Genomic DNA, 22,429 nt, shown 5'->3' with positions numbered 1-22,429 from the left:
CGGTCAGCCCAATGCCTGCTCCAGATCGGCGAGCAGGTCGTCGACCGTCTCGATGCCGACAGACAGTCGCACGAGATCGCCGGGAACTTCAAGCGGCGAGCCGGCAGCACTTGCGTGTGTCATCCGGCCCGGGTGCTCGATCAGGGATTCGACCCCGCCCAGCGACTCGGCGAGCACGAAGAGCTTGGCCCGGTTGCAGATCTCCACGGCGTGGTCCTCGCCGCCGGCCGCACGGAAGGAGATCATGCCGCCGAATCGGCGCATCTGCTTGGCGGCCACCTCGTGACCGGGATGCGAGGCCAGCCCGGGGTAGATCACCTGGGCCACCTTGGCGTGCCCGTCGAGGTATCCGGCGAGCCGCTCGGCGTTGTCGCAGTGCCGGTCCATCCGTACCCCGAGGGTCTTGATGCCGCGCAGGGTGAGCCAGGCGTCGAACGGCCCGTTGATCGCGCCCATCGCGTTCTGGTGGTAGCGCAGCTCCTCGCCGAGCGCGGCGTCGGCGACGACGAGCGCGCCACCCACCACATCGGAGTGCCCACCGATGTACTTGGTGGTGGAGTGCACCACCACGTCCGCGCCGTGCGCGATTGGCTGTTGCAGGTACGGCGAGGCGAAGGTGTTGTCGACCACCAGCAGCGCGCCCGCGTCGTGCGCAACGCCGGCTAGGGCGGCGATGTCGGCGATGCCGAGCAGCGGGTTGGTCGGCGTCTCCACCCAGACGACCTTCGTGCGGCCCGGCTGCACGGCGGCCCGGACCGCGGCCGCGTCGGACACCTTGGCCGGGGTGAACTCCAGGCCCCACCGCTGGGCGACCCGGGCGAAGAGCCGGTACGTGCCGCCGTACGCGTCGTCCGGGATGACCACGTGGTCGCCCGGCTGGCAGACGGCCCGCAGCAGGGTGTCCTCGGCGGCCAGGCCGCTGGCGAAGGCGAGCCCCACGGGCCCGCCCTCGAGCGCGGCCAGGCACTCCTGGAGCGCGTCGCGGGTCGGGTTGCCGGAGCGGCTGTACTCGTAGCCGAGCCGGGGCGCGCCGACCGCGTCCTGCGCGTACGTGCTGGTCTGGTAGATCGGTGGAATCACCGCGCCGGTGCGGGCCTCAGGGTCCTGACCGGCGTGAATGGCGAGCGTCTCGAAGCCGTGGTTCATTCTGGTGAGGCTAGTGCCCCGCCCGGCGGTCTGGGGCGGGGCCGGGCAGCCGGCATAGCCTGGACCGATGAGCGGGTGCGTCTTCTGCGGGATCGTGGCCGCCGAGGTGCCGGCGTTCCGGGTGGCCGACGAGCCGGACGGCGTGGCGTTCCTGGACACCCGCCCGGTCTTCCAGGGGCACGTGCTGGTGGTCCCCCGGGTCCACCTGGTGACCCTGGCCGAGCTGCCGGCCGACCTGCTGCCGGGCTACTTCGCGCTGGTCCAGCGGCTGGCGGTGGCGGTGGAAACCGGCCTGGGCGCCGGTGGGACGTTCGTGGCGATGAACAACAAGGTGTCCCAATCGGTGCCGCACCTGCACACCCACGTGGTGCCCCGGACGAAGAAGGACGGGCTGCGCGGGTTCTTCTGGCCGCGCACCCGCTACCCGAGCGATCAAGACGCCCGCGACGTCGCCGCCCGGGTGGCCGACGCGCTGCCACCCCCGCCCGGGCCGGCGGCCTGACTGCCGGCCTGGCGGGTAAGGAACCTGGGCCCGCCGGCGTTGCACGCGGCAGAGGTACGAGAGGAGTTCCACGTGTTCCTTCGCCAGTCCAAGGCTGAGCTGCCCACCCCCGACCAGGCCCTACCGGGCCGCCCGATCGCCATGCCGGTCGCCGACCGGCACGAGGTGCTCGGGACCCCGCTCAAGGGGCCGTTCCCGGAGGGCCTCCAGGTCGCCGTCTTCGGCATGGGCTGTTTCTGGGGCGCCGAGCGGCTGTTCTGGACGCTGCCCGGGGTGTTCACCACCTCCGCCGGCTACGCGGGTGGCATCACCAAGAACCCGACGTACGAGGAGACGTGCTCCGGCCGGACCGGGCACGCCGAGGTCGTCCAGGTGGTCTACGACCCGAGCAAGATCGCTTATGAGGACCTGCTGAAGGTCTTCTGGGAGAACCACGACCCGACCCAGGGCATGCGCCAGGGCAACGACGTGGGCACCCAGTACCGGTCGGCGATCTACACGACCACCGACGAGCAGCGGGCCATCGCGGAGTCGTCCCGGGACGCGTTCCAGCCCATCGTGACGCGGGCCGGCAAGGGCGAGATCACCACGGAGATCGCCCCGCTCGGCAGCTACTACTTCGCTGAGGACTACCACCAGCAGTACCTGGCGCCGACGAAGAACCCGAACGGGTACTGCAACCACGGCCCGAACGGGCTGAGCTGCCCGGTCGGCGTGGCGCGCACCGCCGGCTGACCCACCCGCACGACCAGGATGCCCGGCCGCCGAGAGGCGGCCGGGCATTCCCGTCTGGCGTGTGATCGAAATCCGTTGCAGAGCCCGGCCGGGACTCGATAGCGTGGCGGTACACGTGAAGGGAGGTGGTCCAGACTTGTATAGCAATCGGACTCGTGAGGTGGCTGTCCGCTAGCCGCTGTCCTCGACAGTGATCGGTCCGCCGCGAGGCGGGCACCAGTACCAAACGTCGAGACCGTGTGGCAGCGGTGCGGCGAATCCACGACAGCCACCCGACCCCCGGGGTGCCGGCCCAGTCCAGCCGGCCCGCGCGAAAGCGCGGAACACCCCGGGGGTCGCTTCATCTGCCGGCAGGGGCCGGGCCGGTCAGGTCAGCCGGAGGAGAGCACCGTGTCGATGCGCGAGCTGGTGGTGCTCGGAACGGCCAGCCAGGCACCGACCCGGCGGCGCAACCACAACGGGTACGTGCTGCGCTGGGACGACGAGGTGATCCTCTTCGACCCGGGCGAGGGCAGCCAGCGGCAACTTCTGCACACCACGGTCACCGCCACCGACCTGACCCGGATCTGCGTCACCCACTTCCACGGCGACCACTGCCTGGGTCTGCCCGGCACCATCCAGCGGCTCTCGCTGGACCGGGTGACGCATTCGGTCGCCGTGCACTTCCCGGCCGGCGGCGCCGAATACTTCGCCCGGCTGCGGCACGCCACCTCCTTCTACGAGACCGCCGAACTGCGGGTCGAGCCGATCGAGACCGACGGGCAGCGGATCACCCTGGGCTGCGGCACGCTGGAGGCGCGCCGGCTGCGGCACCCCATCGAGACGTACGGCTACCGGCTGGTCGAGCCGGACGGCTACCGGATGCTGCCGGAGAAGCTGGCCGAGTACGGCATCGCCGGGCCGGCCGTCGGCGAGCTGATCCGGGTGGGGCACCTGGACCTGGACGGACGCCGCGTCACCCGGGACGAGGTGAGCGTGCCCCGGCCGGGGCAACGGTTCGCCTTCGTGATGGACACCGGCCTCTGCGACGGCGTCTACGCCCTGGCCGAGCACGCCGACCTGCTGGTCATCGAGTCGACCTTCCTGGAGTCGGAGGCGGCGCTCGCCGCCGAGGTCGGCCACCTGACCGCGGCGCAGGCCGCCCGGGTGGCAACCGAATCCGGGGTGCGCCGGCTGGTGCTCACCCACTTCTCCCAGCGGTATTCCGACCCGCTCCGGTTCCACGACGAGGCGCGCGCGCACTTCGACGGCGACCTGATCATCGCCGAGGACCTGACCATCGTGCAGCTCCCACCACGCCGGGTAACCTCGGCCGGGTGACCGTCACGCTCCGCCCCGCCACCGGTGACGACCTGATGGGGGTGGGTGCCCTGCACCAGCGCTCCCGGGTCGCCGCATACTCCTCCTTCCTGCCGGCCGAGGCGCTGGCCGACCCGACGCCGGAAGCGATGGGCCGGTACTGGACCGAACGGTGGATCTGGGAGCGGGACACCCACCGGCTGACCGTGGCGGAGCGCGCCGGGACGCTGGTCGGGTTCAGCCACCTGGGCCCGGACGACGAGGACGACCCCGCGACCGGGCTGCTCAACGCCATCCACCTGGACCCGGCCGAGCAGGGACGGGGCATCGGCCGCCTGCTGATGGTGGACGCGCTGGACGCCATGCGGGCGCGGGGCTGGCGGCGAGCGGTGCTCTGGGTGCTCCGCGACAACGCCCACGCCCGCGCCTTCTACCAGCGCGGCGGCTGGACCCCCACGGGTGCCGAAGGCGAGGAGCACATCGGCGCCGCCCTCACCCCACAACTCCGCTACACCCGCCCCCTGGCCGGGTAAGGCCGTATCAGCGCCTCCGGTGGTACAGGGGCCCCTTGTTGACACGGCGCCGGTCGATGTTCGCTCTCGGCGGATCGGGGCATGCCGGGGCCGCGGGTGGCGTTGGGCCGGGCATGGACACCGATCACACCACGTCCGACCCGGCCGAGGAGGCCGCACTGGACGCGTACTCCCGGGTGGTCACGACCGTGGCGGCCCGCGTGCTGCCCAGCGTGGCCGCCCTGTCGGTGCGGACCGCGCGCGGTGCCGGCGCCGGCTCCGCGGTCACCGTGGGCACCGACGGCCTGCTGCTGACCAGCGCGCACGTGGTGCAGGGTGCCGCCGGCGGCTCGGCGGCGTTCGGCGACGGCACCGAGACGACGTTCCGGGTGGTCGGCGCCGACCCGCTCTCCGACCTCGCCGTGCTGCGGGTCGAGGAGACCACCGTGCCCCCGGTGGAGCTGGGCGACGCCGACGCACTGCGGATCGGCCAGCTGGTGGTGGCCGTTGGCAACCCGATGGGGCTGGCCGGTTCGGTGACCGCCGGGGTGGTCTCCGGGCTCGGCCGCTCGCTACCCGCCCGGGACGGGCGGGTCACCCGGCTGATCGAGGACGTGATCCAGACCGACGCGGCGCTGAACCCGGGCAACTCCGGCGGCGCGCTGGCCGACTCCGCCGGGCGGGTGATCGGCGTGAACACCGCCGTCGCCGGCTACGGACTGGGACTGGCGGTGCCGATCAACACCACCACCCGGCAGATCATCGCCGAGCTGACCACCGCCGGCCGGGTCCGCCGCGCCTGGCTCGGCGTGGCCGGCGTACCCGTGCCGCTGCCGCCGGACCTGACGGCGCGTACCGGTCAGCGGCGCGGGCTGCGCGTGGTGGAGGTGGTGCCGGGCAGCCCGGCCGGAGTGGCCGGAATCTACCTGGGCGACATCATCCTCAGCGCCGGCGGACGGACGGTGGCAGACGGTCAGGGGTTGCAGCGGTTGATGCTCGGCCCGGCCATCGGCGCCCGGCTGCCGGTGACCGTGTTGCGCAAGGGCGCGTTCGTCGACGTCGTCGCGGTCCCGACCGAGCTGCGCGCCTGACGCTCTCGGCCGCCGGCTGCCCGGCGGCCGAGCGTGTCAACAAGGGGCCCCTGCTCTAGACGGGGCGTCAAGAAGGCGCCCTTCCTTACCGCTCAGCGGGCGCCGAGGTGGGCGAGGAGGTCCTGGCGGGTGAGGACGCCCTTGGGCTTGCCGTCGACGAGGACCAGGGCGGCGTCGGACTTCTCCAGCAGGCCGACGGCCTCGCTGACCGGCTGGCCACCACCGATCATCGGCAGCGGGTCACCCATGTGCCGCTCGATGGTGTCGTGCAGGTGCGCCTGCCCGGTGAACAGCGCGTCGAGCAGGTCCCGCTCCGCGATGGAGCCGGCCACCTCGCCGGTCACCACCGGCGGCTCGGCCTTGAGCACCGGCAGCTGCGAGACGCCGTACTCGCGCATGTAGTCGATCGCGTCGCGGACCGTCTCGGTCGGGTGCACGTGCACCAACTCGGGCAGCCCGCCCGGCTTGCCCGCCAGCGCGTCGGCCACCGTCGGCTCGGTGCCGGAGTTGTCGAGGAAGCCGTACCGGGCCATCCACGAGTCGTTGAAGATCTTGGAAAGGTAGCCCCGGCCGCCGTCCGGCAGCAGCACGACCACCACGTCGTCCGGGCCGGCCCGGCGAGCCACCTCCAGCGCGGCGACCACCGCCATCCCGCAGGAACCGCCGACCAGCAGCCCCTCCTCGCGGGCCAGCCGCCGGGTCATCTCGAAGGACGCCTTGTCGGAGACCTCGACGATCTCGTCGGCGATGCCCCGGTCGTACGTCTCCGGCCAGAAGTCCTCACCGACGCCCTCCACCAGGTACGGCCGGCCGGTGCCGCCGGAGTAGACCGAGCCCTCCGGGTCCGCCCCGATGATCCGCACCCGGCCCTCGGAGGCCTCCTTGAGGTAGCGGCCGATGCCGGAGATGGTGCCGCCGGTGCCGACGCCCGCCACGAAGTGGGTGAGCCCGCCCTCGGTCTGCTTCCACAGCTCCGGGCCGGTCGTCTCGTAGTGCGAGCGCGGGTTGGCCGGGTTGCTGTACTGGTTGGGCTTCCAGGCGCCGGGGATCTCCCGGGTCAGCCGGTCGGAGACGTTGTAGTACGAGCGCGGATCCTCCGGGGCGACGGCGGTCGGGCAGACCACCACCTCGGCGCCGTACGCCCGGAGCACGTCCTGCTTGTCCTGGCTGACCTTGTCGGGGCAGACGAAGACGCAGCGGTAGCCCTTGAGCTGGGCCACCAGGGCCAGGCCGACGCCGGTGTTGCCGCTGGTCGGCTCGACGATGGTACCGCCGGACTTGAGCAGGCCGGCCGCCTCGGCGTCCTCCACCATCCGCAGCGCGATCCGGTCCTTCACCGAGCCGCCCGGGTTGACGTACTCGACCTTGGCGAGCACGGTGGCCTGGATGCCCTCGGTAACGTTACGCAGACGTACCAGCGGGGTGTTGCCGATCATGTCGACGACGTTGTCGTAGTACTGCACGGTGTGCCCTTCGTTGCGGCGCCGGCGACGGCGGCCGGGCAGACGTTTCCTCGCCGCCCAGGGTACGTGCCGTCAGGGCACCAGCCCCCCGGGGATGACCGAGCTGCGCCGGGCCTCCCACTCCAGGAAGCGGTCGGTCTCGGCGAGCACGCTCCCGGCCAGCCAAGTGATCATGACCGCGTCGTCGGCGAGCCCGAAGATCGCCAGTGGGATCTCGGGGAGCAGGTCGATCGGCGACACGATGTACGCCGTCGCCGCGGTCATCAGGGCCAGCCGGAGCCCGCCGTCGTACTGCCCACGGGCGGTGGCCCGCATCATCCGGGGCAGCGCCGCCAACCGGGCGCCCAGCGACGGCCCGCCGCGTGCCCCGGCCGCCAGTGCCCGGACCAGGGCCGTGAACGCCGCGCTGCGCTTCAGTGTCTTCCCCATCGTCGCGCTCCTCTCCGCCGGATCAGCGTGGCGGGTCGGCGCAAGTCGGCCGGCCTCCCCCGGACAGGTACCCCGTCGCGTCGGTTTCCAGGCACCCGCGAGCCGTCACGACGACAGCGGCGTGTCGGCCCGGCGAGATAATGTCGTGGTATGGGGGTGGCTGGTTCCGTCGTACCCGTTGATCCGCGCTGGCGGCAGGCCCGGCGGGTCGCCCGTCTGGCGGCCATCGGGACGGGCGCCACGGCGGCGGCCGCGATCGCGACCGGCGGCGTGCTGCTCGGCCAGGCCCGCCAGGCCCGGCGCACCATCCCGATGGCCGAGGCGCCGCCGCCGCGCTGTGACGGCGTGTACGGCGCGAAGTTCCCCGGCCCGGCGCTCACCATGGTCGTGCTCGGCGACTCGTCGGCGGCCGGCTACGGGGTGCACCGCCGCCGGGAGACGCCCGGCGCGCTGCTCGCCACGGGCCTGTCCCGGAGGCTGCACCGGCCGGTGCGGCTGCACCGTTTCGCGGTGGTCGGGGCCATCTCGGCAGTGCTCCGGCACCAGGTGGAGGCGGCGCTGGAGCGCCAGCCCGACATCGCGGTGATCCTGATCGGCGGCAACGACATCACCAACCGCACCCCGCGCGGGCTGGCCGTGCGCTACCTGGTCGAGGCGGTCCGCACGCTGCGCGACGCCGGTTGCGAGGTGGTCGTCGGCACCTGCCCCGATCTGGGCGCGATCCGCCCGATCCAGCCACCGCTGCGCTGGCTGGCGCACCGGTGGAGCCGACAGCTCGCCGCCGCACAGACGGTGGCCGTGGTCGAGGCGGGCGGCTGGACGGTCTCCCTCGGCGACCTGCTCGGCCCCCGCTTCGCCGCCGAGCCGCACCGGATGTTCGCCTGGGACCGGTTCCATCCCTCCGCCGAGGGGTACGCGGTGGCCGCCGCCGCGCTGCTGCCGACGATGCTCTCCGCACTCGGCGCGGGGCAGGAACGACGGGTCACACCGACACCGGGCGAGGGCGTACGGTCGCTGCCGGAGGCCGCGCAGGAGGCGGCCCGGCACGCCGGCACGGAGGTCAGCGGCACCCAGGTCCGGGGCCACGACCGTGGGCCGGCCGGCCGGTGGGCGCAGCTGCGCCGCCGGGCGTTCTTCGGTGTCGGTGCGGTGCCGCAGCGCGGGGCCGCACCGGACACCTCGACAGTGGAGGGACTGGCATGAACGAGCGCAGCGAGCGGGACGTGACCGCCGGTTTCCCGGTCCGACTGGGTCGGGCGGCGGCGCTCTCGCTGCTCGCCGGCACCGTGGGCGGCGCTGCCGTCCTGGCCGGCGAGGCGTTCGTCGCCCGGCACCGGCGCTACGCCCAGCCGGAGCTGGGGCTGGCGCTGCGAGCCACGATCGGCCGGGCCGGCGCGCCGCCGCTGCGGCTGGTGCTGCTCGGCGACTCGTCGGCGTTGGGCGTGGGCGTCGACCGGCTCGAGGACACCATCGGCGGGCAGTTGGCCAACCTGCTCGCCGAGGGTCCGACCGGGCGGCGGGTGCACCTGTCCAGCGTCGGCGTCTCCGGGTCCCGCTCGACGGACCTGACCACCCAGGTGGCCCGAGCCCTGCTCGGCGAACGGCCGGACGTTGCGCTGGTCCTGATCGGGGCGAACGACGCCACCGGGCTGCGCCGGCCCGCCGACGCGGCGGCGTATCTCGGTGCGGCGGTGCACCGGCTGCGCGAGGCGGGGGTCGAGGTGGTGGTGGGCACCTGCCCCGATCTCGGCGCCGTACGGGCCCTCGCGCCCCCGTTGCGCCAGCTCGTCGGCTGGTCCGGGCGCCGCGTGGCCCGCGCCCAGACCACGGCCGTGCTGGATGCTGGCGGCGCGGTGGTCGATCTGGGCACCGAGACCGGGCCGGTGTTCCGGGCCGACGCGGGGACGTTCTGCCACGACGGCTTCCATCCCTCCGCCGACGGCTACCGGGTGTGGGCGCACGCCCTGCTCCCCGCCGTCGCGGCCGCTGCGGCGGTCGCCTCGCGGCGCTAGATCGACCGGGCTCGGGGTGACATTTCCCGCCGGGCCGGCTTCTTCCGCGCCAAGTTACCGGCGGGTTAACGTGGTTCCATGCCGATTGAGTCGTCCCGCGACGCCGTCATCGTCGCCACCGCCCGCTCCCCCATCGGCCGGGCGCACAAGGGGTCCCTGCGCGATGTCCGCTCCGACGACCTCGCCGCGACCATCGTCCAGGCGGCCCTGGACAAGATCCCCCAGCTCGACCCGACCACGATCGACGACCTCTACCTCGGGTGCGGCCTGCCCGGTGGCGAGCAGGGCTTCAACATGGGCCGGGTGGTGGCCACGCTGCTCGGGCTGGACACCGTGCCCGCCGCCACGCTGACCCGCTACTGCGCCTCCTCCTTGCAGACCACCCGGATGGCCATGCACGCGATCCGGGCCGGCGAGGGCGACGTGTTCATCTCCGCCGGCGTGGAGATGGTTTCCCGGTACGCCCGGGGCAGCTCCGACGGGCTGCCCCCGGAGGCGCAGGCGCTCGTCGGCGGCGGCTGGGAGAACCCGCGCTTCGCGGCGGCCGCTGAGCGGTCGAAGCGTCGCGCGCAGGGCGGCGCCGAGGTGTGGGCCGACCCGCGCGAGTCCGGCGAGCAGCCGGACATCTACCTGACCATGGGGCAGACCGCGGAGAACCTGGCCCAGGTGTACGACGTCACCCGCGCCGACATGGACGCGTTCGGCGTCCGCAGCCAGAACCTCGCCGAGAAGGCCATCGCCGACGGCTTCTGGGCCCGGGAGATCACCCCGGTCACCACGCCGGACGGCACAGTGGTGAGCACCGACGACGGCCCACGGGCGGGCGTCACCCTGGAGGGCGTGGCCGGCCTGAAGCCGGTGTTCCGTCCGGACGGGCGGATCACCGCCGGCAACTGCTGCCCGCTCAACGACGGCGCCGCCGCCGTGGTGGTGATGAGCGCGCAGCGAGCTGAGGAGCTCGGGCTGACCCCGCTGGCCCGGATCGTCTCCACCGGCGTGACCGCGCTGTCGCCGGAGATCATGGGCCTCGGTCCGGTCGAGGCGTCCCGGCAGGCGCTGCGCCGGGCCGGCATGACCATCGACGACGTCGACCTGGTCGAGATTAATGAGGCGTTCGCCGCGCAGGTCATCCCCTCCTACCGGGAGCTGGGCATCCCGGAGGAGAAGCTGAACGTGATGGGCGGCGCGATCGCCGTCGGCCACCCGTTCGGCATGACCGGCGCCCGGATCACCGGCACCCTGCTCAACGCACTCGAGTGGCACGACAAGACCATCGGTCTGGAGACCATGTGCGTCGGCGGCGGTCAGGGCATGGCCATGGTGCTGGAGCGGCTCAGCTGAGCCGACAGTCCCTCATAGCGCGCTGCGGGTCGCCGTCACCTCGGCGGCGGCCCGCGCCAGCACCTCGGCACCCGGCCCGGCGGTGATCAGGTCCGCCACCACCACGCGTACCTGGTCGGGCAGGGCCAGGTCGTTGTCCAGCCGGGGCACCACCCGGCGAGGCTCGCCCTCGGCGTCGGCGGCCAGGTTGGCGATCTCCTGCACGAGCCGGTGCACCAGGTCGGCGCGGGACATGTTGCCAGTGGTCGCGGCCGCCGCCCAGCGGGGCTGCTGCCAGTGCCCGACCTGACGGACCAGCAACTGCACGGCCTGGTCCAACTCCGCTGCGCTCATCGCCGCCGAGTCTACGGCCGGCGCCGGCCGCGGGACGTCGGGCCGGTCAGCGGCGCAGGTAGCTGAGCAGCCGCAGCAGCTGCCAGTAGAGGAAGACCAGCCCGGTGAGCAGGCCGAACGCGCTCAGCCACGCGTACCGGCGGGGTCGGCCGTCGCGCACCGAGCGCTCGACGAGGTCGAAATCGAGGATGAAGCTGAGCGCGCCGGCGATGATGGCCACGACCGAGAAGGCGTACGGCAGCCAGCCGACCTCGCCACTGACGCTGTAGACCGCCAGCCCCGGCCGCCCCGAGATCAGGTACGACACCAGGTTGACCACGCTGAGCACGGCGATGCCGAGCAGCGCGCCGATCACCAGGCGGGCCAGCCGGGGCGTCGCCCGGATGATCCGGGCCCGGTAGAGCGCGGCCATGCCGAGGAAGACGCCGAAGGTGCCGGCCACCGCCTGCACCACGATGCCCGGATAGACCAGCTCGAAGGCACGGCTGGCCACCCCCAGCAGCAGCCCCTGGAGCAGGGCGTAGCCGACGATCGGCACCGGGTTGGTGATCCCGCGCAGCGAGATGACCAGGACCAGCGCGATCGAGGCGAGCGCGCTACCGGCCAGCGCGGCGGGCACCCAGGCCGCCTCCGGCACCACCGCCCAGGAGACCGCCGCGGCCGCGCCGGTGAGCAGCAGCAACCCGACGGTGCGGACCACCACGTCATCGACGGTCATCGCCTCGACGTCGCGGGCACCGAGCACCCGGGCCTCCAACCGGCCGGTCTCGTCCAGCCGGTTGAGCACCGGGTTGTTGCTCCGCACCGCCGCCTCCTTCGCCCGCGTACCCCTCGCAGTCACTCTGCCCCGGGCGGACCGGCGGCGGCGGGTAAACGGCATGGCCGGCGCAGACGACGGCGCCCGCCCCCGCAGGAGCGGGGGCGGGCGCCGGTCAGCAGCGCGGACGAGGTCAGTCGTCGCCCTGGAAGTAGCTCAGCAGTCGGAGGATCTCGATGTAGAGCCAGACCAGGCTGACCAGGATGCCGAAGGCGGCCGTCCAGGAGTAGCGCTGCGGCAGGCCCATCCGGACGCCGTCCTCGATCTCCTTGAAGCTGAGCACGAAGCTCAGCGAGGCGACCACGATGCACACCAGGCTGAAGCCGATCGCCAGCGGGCTGCCGTCGCGCAGGCCGGTGTTGACGCCGAACAGGGCCAGCACCAGGTTGATCAGCATGACCGCGAAGAGGCCGGTCATCACCGCGATCATGCCCTTGACGAAGGCCGGGGTGGCCCGGATGACCTTCGCCCGGTAGAGCATCGCCATCAGGAAGAAGATGCCGAAGCTGGCCGCCGCGGCCTGGAGCACGATGCCGTCGTACGCCGTCTCGAACGCCTTGCTGACCATGCCGACGAAGACGCCCTCGACGACCGCGTACGTGATGACCAGCGCCGGGTTGGCCATCCGGGAGAACGAGATGATCAGGCCGAGCACCAGGCCGACGACCGCCGCGCCGATCCAGGCGACACCGACCAGCGCGTCGGGCACGAGCACCCAGGCGGCCGCGGCGGAGATGCCGAGGATGCCGAGCAGGGCGACGGTCTTGACCACCACGTCGTCGACGGTCATGGGCGCCACGGTCGGCGGCGCTGCCGGGTAACCGGCCTGGGACGGGTACTGCTGGGGAATGCCGGGCTGTCCGTACGGCCCGGTCGGGGCGTACCCGGCGGAACGCTCCCGCTCGGCCGCCTGGCCGAGCCGGGCGAGCACCGGGTTCGAGGTCTTCACTGTCTGGCCTCCCTCAGGGGGTCGTTTGCACGTGAACGTGCCCTCCAAGAGTAAACGGCCCAACCAACTCCTGGTGATCACGAATGAGAATGTGTCCGCGCCCGCGCCCGCTGGTGCCCGGGGCGGGGGTCGAACCCGCACGCCTTGCGGCAGCCGCTTTTAAGGCGGCCGTGTCTGCCGTTCCACCACCCGGGCGGGTGACACCGGCGCGCCGACACGCACGGTGCAGTGTCACCGTAGCCGGTTCGCGGCGACCCGGCGTACCCCGCCAGGCAGGCCGCATTAGGGTCGATGCCGTGAGCAGCGCAGCCCCTACGGCCCCCGACGCCGCCCCTGAGCAGGCCTTCCGCCTCGCCGATCAGGTCAACCGCCAAGCCTGGGCCGTCCGGCTGCTGGCCGCCGTCCGCCGCCACCGGGCGGACCTGCTCGTCGCGCTGATCTGCACGGTGGTGGCCGGCTGGCTCACCCACGGACTGTGGCCCGACCCGGCCGGCCGGACGCTGGCGCTGAACCCCGAGGACCAGGCCCTCTACGAGTGGTTCCTCGCGGTCGACGCGCGAGCGTTGCTCGGCGACTTCAGCCTGCTCACCGACCGGCTCAACGCCCCCGACGGGGTCAACCTGATGGCCAACACCACGGTCATCGCGCTCGGCATCGTCTGCGCGCCGATCACCCTGCTGCTCGGCGCCCCGGTCACCTTCGCGCTGCTCGCCGCCGTCAACCTGGCCGGCACTGCCGTCGCCTGGTACCTGCTGTTCCACCGGGCGATGCGCGCCCGCCGGCTCGCCGCCGCCCTCGGCGGAGCGCTGTGCGGGTTCGGCCCCGGCATGATCTCGCAGACCAACAGCCATCTGCACATGACCGCCCAGTGGCTGGTGCCGGTGATCGTCTGGCTGGTGGTCCGGCTGCTGCGGGCGTCCGACCCGGGGCCCACGCCACCCGCCAACCGCGCCGGGTCCGACTGCGCGCTGCCCGCCGGACCGGACCGGCGGCGCATGCTCAGCTCCGCGGCCGGGCTGGCCACGGCGGTCACCGCGCAGGTCTTCATCGGCGAGGAGGTGCTCTTCCTCGCCGCCGTCACGCTGCTGGTGATGGCGGTCAGCTACGCCGTGGCGGACCGGGACCTGGCCCGCCGGGCGCTGCCCACCTTCGCCGGCGGGCTGGCGGTCGCCGCCGGGCTGGCCCTGCTGGTGCTCGGATATCCGCTGTGGTTCCAGTTCGCCGGGCCGCAGGGAGTCGCCGACGGGATGTTCAGTCCGGCCTACTTCTCCGCCGACCTGAGCAGCTGGTGGACCGTCTCCCCCTTGTCGGTGGCCGGCAGCGCCGGGTCCGCCCGGCTGACCACCGGCCCGGCTGAGTACAACACTTTCCTCGGCCTGCCGCTGCTGCTGGTCACCGCGGTCTGCACAATCTGGGTCTGGGTGGGGCGGCGCCGGCTGGTGCTCGCCTGCGTGGTCGCGGCGCTGGTGATGGGCGCGCTCTCGCTCGGCCCGGAGGTGGTGCTCGGCGGCACCAGGACGGCGCTGCCCGGCCCGTACGCCCTGCTGGCCGGTCTGCCGGTGGTGGACGGCGCGCTGCCGATGCGGTTCGGCCTGGCGCTGCTCCCGATCGTCGCGACGCTGCTGGTGCTCGCACTCGACAAGGCCCTCCGAAGCACCGGTCGGGCGCGGCGGCTGGTGCCGCTGGCCGTCGTCGCGGCACTGCTGCCGATCTTCCCGACCCCGCTGCCGACCGCCGAGCGGCCCGCCCTGCCGGAGTTCATCACAGGCGGGCACTGGCGGCAGTGCGTCCGCCCCGGCGGGGTGCTGGTCCCGGTGCCGCTGCCCACGCCCAAGGAACCGTGGCCGATGCGCTGGGCGGCCGCCGCCGACGCCGGCTTCGGTCTGCCCGAGGGATTCTTCATCGGGCCGTACGGGCGGGGCGGCACTGCGGCGATGGGCACCTTCAAGCAGCCCACCTCCGCCCTGCTGGCGGACGTCGCGCGGCGCGGCGACCAGCCGGCCATCGGCGACGAGCAGCGCCGGCAGGCCACCCGGGACGCGGACTTCTGGGGCGCCTCCTGTGTGGCGCTGGCGGACGACGCCCCCCACGCGGAGAGCCTGCGCGCGACCCTGGAGCAGCTCTATGGCCCGGCCACCCGGATCGCCGACGCCTGGATCTGGCGGGTCTGACCGCCCGGACCCGGATCGGATGTGAGAAAGGGCCCCCTCCCACCGGAAACGGCGGGAAGGGGCCCTTTCTTTGCAGCTGGGTCAGACGCGGGGGGCGCCGACCGGCTGGGACGCCTCGACGAACTCCTCGCGCGGGTCGTGCAGCTGGCCCAGGGCGACCACCTCACGCTTGAGGAAGAACGCCAGCGACCAGTCCACCACCACCCGAATCTTGCGGTTGAACGACGGGATCCGGCTCATGTGGTACGTCCGGTGCATGAACCAGGCCGGCCAGCCGGTCATCTTGACGCCGTACACCTGGGCGACGCCCTTGTGCAGGCCGAGGCTGGCGACGCTGCCGACGTGCTTGTGCTTGTAGTCGACCGGCTCGCGGCCCCGGATCACCGCCGCGATGTTGTCGGCCATCCGGGCGGCCTGACGCACCGCGTGCTGGGCGCTCGGCGAGCAGAAGTTGCCCGGCTCCTTGGTCAGGTCGGGCACCGCCGCGCAGTCGCCGGCGCTCCACGCGCCCTCGACCACCCGGTCACCGTCGACTACCTGGAGAGTCGGCAGGCAGGTGACCCGCCGGCGGTCGTCGCGCGGGAAGTCGGTGGCGTCCAGCATCGGCGACGGCTTCACGCCGGCCGTCCAGACGATCGTGTCGGAGCGGAAGCTGTCGCCGTCGGAGAGCTTGACCACCCCGTCGATGCAGGACTCCAGCCTGGTGTCCAACCGGATGTCCATGTTCCGCTTGAGCAGCTGCTGCACCGTGTAGGCGCCCATGTCCCGGTCCACCTCGGGCAGCACCCGCTGGGTGGCCTCGACCAGCACCCAGCGCATCTCCTCGGGCTTCAGCTCCGGGTAGTAGCGCATGGCGTCCCGGGCCATGTCCTCCATCTCGGCGAGCGCCTCGATGCCGGCGTACCCACCACCGACGAAGGTGAAGGTCAGCGCAGAACGGCGAACCTCGGGGTCCGGGGTGACGGCAGCCACGTCCAGCCGGTCCAGCACGTGGTTGCGGAGGTAGATCGCCTCGCCGATGGTCTTGAACCCGATGCCCTGCTCGTGCAGGCCGGGGATCGGCAGCGTCCGGGACACCGAACCCGGCGCCACGATCACGTGGTCGTACGCGATCTCCCGGGCCGGGCCGACGATCGGCTGCACGGTGGCCACCTTGCGTTCGTGTTCGACACGGGTGACCGTGCCCGCCACAACCGTGCACCGCCGCAACTCCCGTCGCAGCGGCACCACGGAGTGCCGCGGGGAGATGTTGCCCGCCGCTGCCTCGGGCAGGAACGGCTGGTACGTCATGTGCGGCTGGGGGTCCACCACGATGACCTCAGCCTCACGGGAGCTGAGCTTCTTCGAAAGGCGCAGGGCCGCATAGAGACCGACGTGCCCGGCACCCACCACAAGGATCCGCTTCGGATTCACGTCATCTATCTTTCCCCGGTCGGCTCAGGTAATCCCGCTTGCGGCCCTCATCTGTGACGGAGCACAACCCGTGTGACCTGCGTAACCCTGGCACCCCACGGGGCTATTTGCGTCGCAGCAGCCAGCCCAGCAACGCGGCGATCCCCACCGCGACGAGCAGACCGAGCACGGTCACCCACTGGTGGCCGCTCTCCCCGCCCAAACCCGCCACCTGCAACAGCAGCACCCCCAGCACGGCGGTACCCAGCAGCACCGCGGCCGCCCGCAGCAGCCATCGGGTGATCAGCTCCGGATCCAGCACCGCGTCGTAGGGCAGCAGCGCGGCCAGCGCGCAGAGGGTGTGCCCCAGGTAGAGCAGCGCGGCGAGGGCGAGCAGCCGCCAGAGCGCCACCGGCCGGCCGTAACCGTCGGTGGCGAGCAGCCAGCCGCCGACCGTGACCAGCGCCGCGAAGGTCGGCCAGACCCGACGCGGACCCACCGCGGGCAGCAGCGCGGCCACCGCCATGAAGAGGAGCGGCCGGCCGGACAGCACCTCGGCGGGGAACGCCACCGCGAACCCGGCCAGCACGGTGACGAAGATCCCGGCCCGAACCATGAGCGGGGCGGGGCTGATCCGGGCGAAGGCGTTCTGGGCCGCCCTGACCCGTCCGGTGACGGCGTCGATCATCTGTTTCCGCCCTCACTCCTCGCGCTCACCGGAATTCGCCTTCGTTCGCGACTGCGGGGCTTGCAAGCTCACTCCTCGCGCTCACCGGGCACCGACCCGCGGTGCCATCGCCAGCCGTGCGACATCCCGCAGCACCTGGTCGAGGCTTCCGGCGCCCGCCCAGCGCACCACGGGGACACCGTGCTCCCGGAGCTGCCCGATCATGATTTCCCGGTCCAGCCGCCACAGCCGGTACGCCACCTCGGCCCAGCCCCGGTCCTTCGGCGGCGTCAGGTCGGCCGGCAGCGTGTCGACCGCCACCACGAACCGCCCGGCGCGGGCCAGCCGGGCCAGCATCTGCGCCGACCGCTCGTCCAGCAGCGGGGTGAGCACCACCACCAGCGCGTCCGAGGAGAGCAGCTGCGGGCCGAACACCTGGTCGTACGGCTCGTGCGGGGAGGATTCGGCGCGTACGTCGAGCAGCCACTCCAGCACGGTCAGGTACTGCCGGCGGCCGGCGGCCGGGCGCAGGCGTCGGGCCGCCGGCCCGTACTCCAGCAGCGAGACCCGGTCGCCCCGGTGCAGATAGTGCTCGGCGATCGCGGCGGTGGCCCGCACCGTGGTGTCCAGCACGGAAGCCGCGCCGCCCACCCCACCCGAGCGGCCCGCCTCGGCGAGCACGTCGAGCAGCACCACCACCTCGGCGTCCCGGTCGGAGAGGGTGGCCGCCACGTGCAGTTGCCGGGCACGAAGCGACACCCGCCAGTCGATGCGGCGCAACCGGTCACCGGGCCCGAAGATCCGGACGCCGGCCAGCTCGCCACCCTCCCCGGGCCGCCGGGAGTGGTGCGCTCCGACCAGGCCGGCGGCTCGCGGCATCGCCTCCACCGCCTCGAACGGTTCGGTTCGCGGATAGACCCGGACCCGGACCGGCTCGGTGATCACCGCCCGGGAGACCAGCAGACCACCCGCCGTGGCGACCCGCGCGCCGGCCGGACCGACCGGGTGCCGACCCCAGCGCAGGGCCCTGCCGGCCAGTTCGAGGTCCACCGCCGTCGCCCTGGGCACCGACGTCACGAACGGCCGGTCGGCGACGGAGCGCCCCGTGGCGTCGGCCGGTGCCGCACCACCGCTGGGCGTCGCGTCGCCGGACGACGCGTCGAGGCCGAAGCCGGCCCGCTCGATCCGCAGCCATGGAGAGACCCGGGACCGCACCACCACCAGGTCGTAGTCGACCGTGTCCGGGTTGCCGACGCTCACCGCCGCCGTCACCTCGCCGCCCTCGACCATCGGCCCGTCGTCACCCGGGGTGATCCACACCTGCGGGAGCGCGGAGGGCCGGCGGCGCAGCGCGTACGCGGTGCCGAGCGCGAACGGGGCGGCCAGCACGATCAGGTCGACCCGCCCCAGCAGCACCCCCGCCACCAGCAACAGGCCGGCGAGCAGCACCGCCCGGCCGAGTGCCCAGGTGGGCGCCCAGCCGGTGGACGGCTCCGGCTCGGCGGATCGCTGCGCGGGCACGGTCGGTCCGGTCATCAGCGTCGGGGCCCGCCGGCGGCGTAGCTGGGCAGCGCGCCGCTGGCCGGCGCCGGGGTGCCCTCCAGCACCTCACCGACCACGAACGCCGGGTCGACCCGGCGCAGCCACATCTCCGGGCGCAGGGTGATCCGGTGGGCCAGCGCGGGCGCCGCCACCTCCTTGACGTCCTCCGGCACCACGTAGTCCCGGCCGCCGAACACGGCACGGACCCGGGCCAGCAGCAACAGCGCCAGCGAGCCGCGCGGCGACGCGCCGACCAGCACCGACGGGTGCTCCCGGGTGGCCGCGGTGAGCGCAACGATGTAGCGGCCGATGGAGTCCTCCACCACCACGTCCTCCAGGGCTGCCTGCATCGCCCGCAGGGTGCCCGCGTCCACCACCGGCTTGATCTCCGCCTCCTCGCGGCGGCGGCCCATCCGGCGGCGCAGCACCTCCCACTCCTCTTCGTGCTCCGGGTAGCCGAAGGAGACCCGGAGCAGGAACCGGTCCAGCTGCGCCTCGGGCAGCGGATAGGTGCCCTCGTACTCGATCGGGTTGGCGGTGGCCAGCACGTGGAACGGCTCGTCCAGCTTGTAGGTCACCCCCTCCACGGAGACCTGCTTCTCCTGCATCGCCTCCAGCAGCGCGGACTGGGTCTTCGGGGGCGTCCGGTTGATCTCGTCGGCGAGGAGCAGGTTGGTGAAGACCGGGCCCGCCCGGAAGGTGAAGTCGCCGTTGCGCTGGTCGTAGAGGAACGAGCCGGTGACGTCGGCGGGGAGCAGGTCCGGGGTGAACTGGAGCCGCCGGAAGTCCAGCCCGAGCGCCTGGGCGAAGGAGCGGGCGGTGAGCGTCTTACCCAGACCCGGTAGGTCCTCCAGCAGGACGTGCCCACCGGCCAGGATGCCGGCGAGGACCAGCTCCAACGCGTCCCGCTTGCCGACCACGACGGTGCCGACCGCGTCCAGCACCGCCCGGGCCAGACGGCCGACCTCGGCGGCGGGCATGCTCGGGTCCACGTCGTTCATCAGATCTTCTCCAGTTCGGCGACGATCACCGCGAGGTCGCGCGGCGACGGGGGGCGGCGAGGCGGGCTCTCCAGGAACGTCCACAGCCGCTCGCCCAGCAGGACATGGGCGCGGGCCGGGTCCGATTCGCGGGTGACGCCGTGCTTCAGGCGCATCCGCTCGTCGGCCAGTTCAGCGATCCGGGGCAGGACCACTCCGGTGAAGCGTTCGGGTCGCGTCGTGGACCAGTCGAGCGGCCATTCCCAGCGGTTGACCGCGGTGCGCAGCGCGTCCCGGGCGCCCCAGTTGTAGCTGCCGTCCTCCTCGCCCGTCGCCATCCGGCCGCCCGGCGGCGGGGGCGGCGGCGCGAGCAGGCCGGTGACCCGGCGGACCGCCAGCACGGCGAGCACCCCGGCGATCAGCACGGGCAGGGAGACCTGGAGGCCGACCGCGCGCAGCCCGGCGAGCAGCACCGCGACCAGCGCGGCCGCGACCGCGAGCGAGCGCAGCACCAGGCGGGCCCGACCGCCACGCGACTGCGGGTCGGCCCGTGCCGGTTCCTCCTCGAAGGCGAGCAGGTCGTCGATGCTGGTGCTGCTCAAGCCGGCACCTCCGGGCTGGGGGCCACCGTGGCCAGTTCGTGGCGCAGCCGGCGCAGCGCGGCTCGGGCCTGGTCGCGGGTGCGTTCGTCGACCGGGCGGGTCGCGTACCGGGCCTCCCGGTAGACGTGCGCGAATTCGGCCAGCACGTCGGCGCTGACGATCGCCGGCACCCCGGCCGACGGGTCGCCGCGCAGCAGCCGGGTGACCAGGTCGGTGGGGGTGTCGCCGGTCCGCCGGGGAACACCGGCCGTGGCGGCGGCCTCCTCCAGGCGCACCCAGCAGGCGATCACCGCGACCCGGGGATCGGTGTCCCGGTCGTCCAGCTCCACCAGGCCGGCGTCGAGGGCGGCGACCACCTCGCGGGCGGTGCCCTCGGCCGTACGCCGGGCCCGCTGCGCCGGCAGTGCCCGGGTGGTACGGCGCACCGCGCCGCGAATGAGGATCCAGGCGAGGTAACCGAACACAACGACGATGGCCAGCCCGAGCAGCACCATCGCCACTGTGGCGATCCACTGCGGGATGTGCGCCTGAGTGACCTCGCCGGCGTCGCGCGGCTCCACCGGAATCGACGCCGGCGGCTCGGCGGTCGGGTACTCGGGAACCCACGGGACCTGTTCCACCGGGGGGATCCGGCTGGCCCCGATCGACGAATGCGCGGACGCCAGCGCAGCCCCGGCGAGCAGGACGGCGACCGCACCCACCGGCCACCATCGGCGGAGCAGGCCGAGCACCTGGCGCAGCACCCCAGGCTCGCCGGCGGGGTACGGCGTGGGCGGGCGCGTTCCGTCCGTCATGGCCACCGCCCCACGCACTCTCAGTCCACTCCGGCCAGCTGCTTGGCCCTGCCGAAGACATCGTCCAGCATCTCTGGTGTCAGCCGCCCGGTGAAGGTGTTCTGCTGGCTGACGTGGTAGCAGCCGAGCAATTCCGGTGCGGCCGTGCCGGACCAGTGTGCCCCATGGCCGAACCTCGGTCGCGGGCTGGGCGGGCGCTGCCCGTACACCTGGTGCAGCACGGGCCACCACGCTGTCCAGGCGAACGCGCCCAGCGCGACCACGACGCGCAGCGTGGGCCGGATGAGCGCGACCTCACGGTGCAGCCAGGGCGCGCAGGTGTCCCGCTCCTCCGGGGTGGGCTTGTTGTCCGGCGGCGCGCACCGGACGGCCGAGAAGATGCGGGTGTCCCGCAGCGTCAGCCCGTCGTCGGCGGCGATACTGGTCGGCTGGTTGGCCAGCCCGGCCCGGTGCAGGGCGGCGAAGAGCACGTCACCCGACCGGTCGCCGGTGAAGATCCGGCCGGTGCGGTTGCCACCGTGCGCGGCGGGCGCCAGCCCGAGGATGGCGATCCGCGCGTCGACGGCGCCGAAGCCCGGGACCGGCCGGCCCCAGTACTCCTGCTCACGGAAGGCGGCCCGGCGGGTGCGGGCCACCTCCTCCCTCCACCGGACGAGTCGAGGGCAGGCGAAACAGTCGCTCACCTCCGCGTCCAGGTCGGCCAGGTCGGTCGCCCGCGCGGCGCGGGCGACCACCTGCTCGGGGGTACGCGGCTCAGCCAAGCTTGGCCCGGAAGAGTTCCAGGGTGCGGGCCCAGGCGCTGGCGGCGGCGCGCTGGTCGAACGCCTCCGGCCGGTCGTCGTTGAAGAAGGCGTGCGAGGTGCCCGGGTAGTCGTAGAGGTGGCAGGTGCCGCCGGCCTCCTCGATGGCCCGGTGGGCGGTCTGCACGCCATCGGCGGCGGACGTACCGTCCTCTTCGGAGCAGTGGATGACGGCGGCCTTGCCGGCGTAGTCGGCCCAGTCGGGGCGCATCGACTCCCAGGGCAGAACGGGGTAGAAGCCCACGCTGGCGACGATGCGCTCGGAGAGAGTGGCCGACCAGAGAGCCAGGCTGCCGCCGGCGCAGAAGCCCACCGCCCCTACCTTGCCGGTGACCTCCGGCCGCCCGGCGAGGTAGTCGGCGGCGCCGGCGATGTCCTTGGCCGCCTCGTCCATCCGCATCGCCATCAGCAGTCGCTGCGCCTCGTCCGGCTCGCTGGTGGCTTCACCGTGGTAGAAGTCCGGGGCGAGGGCGACGAAACCGGCCTCGGCGAACCGGTCCGCCACCGACCGGATGTGCGGGACCAGGCCCCACCACTCCTGGATGACGATGACGGCGGGGCTGGCGATGCCGCTGGCGGGTATCGCGAGATACCCCTCGCTCGTGCCCCCGTTGCTGCGGTAGCTCACCATCTCGCCCATCGGCCGTCCTCCTAGCGGTCAGTCATCGTTGGCTGGTCGCCCAGTGGTCCTACGTGCCGGTAGCCTGCCATGCCGCGCCGCCGCCGGGAAGACGCGGGAACAGTGGCATTCACCTCCCGTTCGCCGGGTGGTGACTCCGCGTACGCCGACGGCGGCGGGGGTAGGTTCCCCCGCCGCCGTCGGTGCTGCTGCCCGGTCTGCTGAGGCTCCGG

22 protein-coding genes, 1 tRNA gene and 1 pseudogene are annotated in these 22,429 nt (G+C 73.2%); 9 read left to right on the top strand and 15 right to left on the bottom strand.

Annotation, left to right across the window (positions count from 1 at the left end):
- Positions 1-3: 3 nt before the first annotated feature.
- On the bottom strand, positions 4-1,146 hold the full coding sequence (locus BUS84_RS27725) for a cystathionine gamma-synthase (RefSeq protein ID WP_074316907.1): 1,143 nt from the start codon (positions 1,144-1,146) through the stop codon (positions 4-6).
- Between the two features lie 67 nt (positions 1,147-1,213).
- Here BUS84_RS27725 and BUS84_RS27720 point away from each other — a divergent pair, with 67 nt between their 5' ends.
- From BUS84_RS27720 to BUS84_RS27700, 5 genes are all read left to right on the top strand, one after another.
- Positions 1,214-1,648, top strand: a complete 435-nt coding sequence (locus tag BUS84_RS27720) for an HIT family protein (RefSeq protein WP_074316905.1) — start codon at positions 1,214-1,216, stop codon at positions 1,646-1,648.
- A gap of 72 nt (positions 1,649-1,720) precedes the next feature.
- The gene (gene msrA, locus BUS84_RS27715) at positions 1,721-2,383 is read left to right on the top strand and encodes a peptide-methionine (S)-S-oxide reductase MsrA (RefSeq protein ID WP_074316904.1); all 663 of its coding nucleotides are present in this window, start codon (positions 1,721-1,723) and stop codon (positions 2,381-2,383) included.
- A gap of 390 nt (positions 2,384-2,773) precedes the next feature.
- Positions 2,774-3,703 carry a ribonuclease Z gene (locus tag BUS84_RS27710; protein WP_074316902.1) on the top strand — a complete coding sequence of 310 codons (930 nt, stop codon included), beginning with the start codon at positions 2,774-2,776 and terminating at the stop codon, positions 3,701-3,703.
- Positions 3,700-4,215, top strand: a complete 516-nt coding sequence (locus BUS84_RS27705) for a GNAT family N-acetyltransferase (protein WP_074316901.1) — start codon at positions 3,700-3,702, stop codon at positions 4,213-4,215. Before BUS84_RS27710 ends, BUS84_RS27705 begins: the two co-directional genes overlap by 4 nt.
- Before the next feature lie 113 nt (positions 4,216-4,328).
- The gene (locus tag BUS84_RS27700) at positions 4,329-5,285 is read left to right on the top strand and encodes a S1C family serine protease (RefSeq protein WP_074316899.1); all 957 of its coding nucleotides are present in this window, start codon (positions 4,329-4,331) and stop codon (positions 5,283-5,285) included.
- A 92-nt stretch (positions 5,286-5,377) separates the two neighbouring features.
- On the opposite strand, the gene BUS84_RS27695 is transcribed toward BUS84_RS27700, so the two are convergent.
- Both BUS84_RS27695 and BUS84_RS27690 read right to left on the bottom strand, forming a co-directional pair.
- Entirely contained in the window at positions 5,378-6,748 is a 1,371-nt protein-coding gene (locus BUS84_RS27695) for a cystathionine beta-synthase (RefSeq protein ID WP_074316897.1), read from the bottom strand.
- A 72-nt stretch (positions 6,749-6,820) separates the two neighbouring features.
- Positions 6,821-7,177, bottom strand: a complete 357-nt coding sequence (locus tag BUS84_RS27690) for a YkvA family protein (RefSeq protein ID WP_074316895.1) — start codon at positions 7,175-7,177, stop codon at positions 6,821-6,823.
- 150 nt (positions 7,178-7,327) lie between these two features.
- Here BUS84_RS27690 and BUS84_RS27685 point away from each other — a divergent pair.
- From BUS84_RS27685 to BUS84_RS27675, 3 genes and pseudogenes are all read left to right on the top strand, one after another.
- Positions 7,328-8,394, top strand: a pseudogene (locus BUS84_RS27685) (SGNH/GDSL hydrolase family protein); the annotation flags it as partial.
- Complete coding sequence (locus BUS84_RS27680; RefSeq protein ID WP_074316890.1) at positions 8,377-9,189, top strand: SGNH/GDSL hydrolase family protein; 813 nt, start codon at positions 8,377-8,379, stop codon at positions 9,187-9,189. The pseudogene BUS84_RS27685 and the gene BUS84_RS27680, both read left to right, overlap by 18 nt.
- A 78-nt stretch (positions 9,190-9,267) precedes the next feature.
- Positions 9,268-10,530, top strand: a complete 1,263-nt coding sequence (locus BUS84_RS27675; RefSeq protein ID WP_074316888.1) for an acetyl-CoA C-acetyltransferase — start codon at positions 9,268-9,270, stop codon at positions 10,528-10,530.
- A 12-nt stretch (positions 10,531-10,542) separates the two neighbouring features.
- Here BUS84_RS27675 and BUS84_RS27670 read toward each other — a convergent pair whose 3' ends face one another.
- From BUS84_RS27670 to BUS84_RS27655, 4 genes are all read right to left on the bottom strand, one after another.
- The gene (locus BUS84_RS27670; RefSeq protein WP_074316886.1) at positions 10,543-10,863 is read right to left on the bottom strand and encodes a hypothetical protein; all 321 of its coding nucleotides are present in this window, start codon (positions 10,861-10,863) and stop codon (positions 10,543-10,545) included.
- A 46-nt stretch (positions 10,864-10,909) separates the two neighbouring features.
- A complete protein-coding gene (locus tag BUS84_RS27665) occupies positions 10,910-11,668 on the bottom strand; it encodes a Bax inhibitor-1/YccA family protein (protein WP_074316884.1) in 759 nt (252 codons plus the stop codon).
- A gap of 145 nt (positions 11,669-11,813) precedes the next feature.
- Entirely contained in the window at positions 11,814-12,629 is an 816-nt protein-coding gene (locus tag BUS84_RS27660) for a Bax inhibitor-1/YccA family protein (protein ID WP_074316883.1), read from the bottom strand.
- A 111-nt stretch (positions 12,630-12,740) separates the two neighbouring features.
- Positions 12,741-12,824: transfer RNA gene (locus BUS84_RS27655), tRNA-Leu, on the bottom strand.
- Between the two features lie 101 nt (positions 12,825-12,925).
- On the opposite strand from BUS84_RS27655, the gene BUS84_RS27650 reads away from it, so the two are divergent.
- Complete coding sequence (locus BUS84_RS27650; protein ID WP_143728528.1) at positions 12,926-14,800, top strand: DUF6311 domain-containing protein; 1,875 nt, start codon at positions 12,926-12,928, stop codon at positions 14,798-14,800.
- Between the two features lie 81 nt (positions 14,801-14,881).
- Here the strand turns inward: BUS84_RS27650 and BUS84_RS27645 are convergent, their stop codons facing one another.
- From BUS84_RS27645 to BUS84_RS27610, 8 genes are all read right to left on the bottom strand, one after another.
- Positions 14,882-16,213 (bottom strand): NAD(P)/FAD-dependent oxidoreductase, encoded by a 1,332-nt coding sequence (locus tag BUS84_RS27645; RefSeq protein WP_074316881.1) that lies wholly within the window; start codon positions 16,211-16,213, stop codon positions 14,882-14,884.
- 103 nt (positions 16,214-16,316) lie between these two features.
- On the bottom strand, positions 16,317-16,877 hold the full coding sequence (locus tag BUS84_RS27640; protein WP_425293510.1) for a hypothetical protein: 561 nt from the start codon (positions 16,875-16,877) through the stop codon (positions 16,317-16,319).
- An 84-nt stretch (positions 16,878-16,961) separates the two neighbouring features.
- Positions 16,962-18,395 (bottom strand): DUF58 domain-containing protein, encoded by a 1,434-nt coding sequence (locus BUS84_RS27635; RefSeq protein ID WP_074316877.1) that lies wholly within the window; start codon positions 18,393-18,395, stop codon positions 16,962-16,964.
- A complete protein-coding gene (locus BUS84_RS27630; protein WP_074316875.1) occupies positions 18,395-19,402 on the bottom strand; it encodes an AAA family ATPase in 1,008 nt (335 codons plus the stop codon). The genes BUS84_RS27635 and BUS84_RS27630 overlap by 1 nt, the downstream gene beginning before the upstream one ends.
- On the bottom strand, positions 19,402-19,983 hold the full coding sequence (locus BUS84_RS27625) for a hypothetical protein (protein ID WP_074316873.1): 582 nt from the start codon (positions 19,981-19,983) through the stop codon (positions 19,402-19,404). Before BUS84_RS27625 ends, BUS84_RS27630 begins: the two co-directional genes overlap by 1 nt.
- Positions 19,980-20,777 carry a DUF4129 domain-containing protein gene (locus BUS84_RS27620; RefSeq protein ID WP_074319170.1) on the bottom strand — a complete coding sequence of 266 codons (798 nt, stop codon included), beginning with the start codon at positions 20,775-20,777 and terminating at the stop codon, positions 19,980-19,982. Before BUS84_RS27620 ends, BUS84_RS27625 begins: the two co-directional genes overlap by 4 nt.
- A 20-nt stretch (positions 20,778-20,797) precedes the next feature.
- Positions 20,798-21,538: a uracil-DNA glycosylase gene (locus BUS84_RS27615; protein ID WP_425293468.1), complete on the bottom strand. Its 741-nt coding sequence runs from the start codon at positions 21,536-21,538 to the stop codon at positions 20,798-20,800.
- On the bottom strand, positions 21,531-22,217 hold the full coding sequence (locus tag BUS84_RS27610; protein ID WP_074316869.1) for a dienelactone hydrolase family protein: 687 nt from the start codon (positions 22,215-22,217) through the stop codon (positions 21,531-21,533). Before BUS84_RS27610 ends, BUS84_RS27615 begins: the two co-directional genes overlap by 8 nt.
- Positions 22,218-22,429: the final 212 nt, after the last annotated feature.

Origin of the sequence: Micromonospora cremea, from assembly GCF_900143515.1 — a bacterium.
GTDB classification, from domain to species: Bacteria; Actinomycetota; Actinomycetes; order Mycobacteriales; family Micromonosporaceae; genus Micromonospora; species Micromonospora cremea.
The sequence above is the reverse complement of the archived record's forward strand: the minus strand, read 5'-3'. Positions and strand labels throughout refer to the sequence as shown.

Excerpts from the sequence above, each read along its gene's own strand:
- BUS84_RS27725 (WP_074316907.1), bottom strand. The coding sequence starts at position 1,146 with ATGAACCACGGCTTCGAGACGCTCGCCATTCACGCCGGTCAGGACCCT.
- BUS84_RS27720 (WP_074316905.1), top strand. The coding sequence starts at position 1,214 with ATGAGCGGGTGCGTCTTCTGCGGGATCGTGGCCGCCGAGGTGCCGGCG.
- BUS84_RS27700 (WP_074316899.1), top strand. The coding sequence starts at position 4,329 with ATGGACACCGATCACACCACGTCCGACCCGGCCGAGGAGGCCGCACTG.
- BUS84_RS27690 (WP_074316895.1), bottom strand. The coding sequence starts at position 7,177 with ATGGGGAAGACACTGAAGCGCAGCGCGGCGTTCACGGCCCTGGTCCGG.
- BUS84_RS27680 (WP_074316890.1), top strand. The coding sequence starts at position 8,377 with ATGAACGAGCGCAGCGAGCGGGACGTGACCGCCGGTTTCCCGGTCCGA.
- BUS84_RS27675 (WP_074316888.1), top strand. The coding sequence starts at position 9,268 with ATGCCGATTGAGTCGTCCCGCGACGCCGTCATCGTCGCCACCGCCCGC.
- BUS84_RS27670 (WP_074316886.1), bottom strand. The coding sequence starts at position 10,863 with ATGAGCGCAGCGGAGTTGGACCAGGCCGTGCAGTTGCTGGTCCGTCAG.
- BUS84_RS27635 (WP_074316877.1), bottom strand. The coding sequence starts at position 18,395 with ATGACCGGACCGACCGTGCCCGCGCAGCGATCCGCCGAGCCGGAGCCG.
- BUS84_RS27630 (WP_074316875.1), bottom strand. The coding sequence starts at position 19,402 with ATGAACGACGTGGACCCGAGCATGCCCGCCGCCGAGGTCGGCCGTCTG.
- BUS84_RS27620 (WP_074319170.1), bottom strand. The coding sequence starts at position 20,777 with ATGACGGACGGAACGCGCCCGCCCACGCCGTACCCCGCCGGCGAGCCT.
- BUS84_RS27610 (WP_074316869.1), bottom strand. The coding sequence starts at position 22,217 with ATGGGCGAGATGGTGAGCTACCGCAGCAACGGGGGCACGAGCGAGGGG.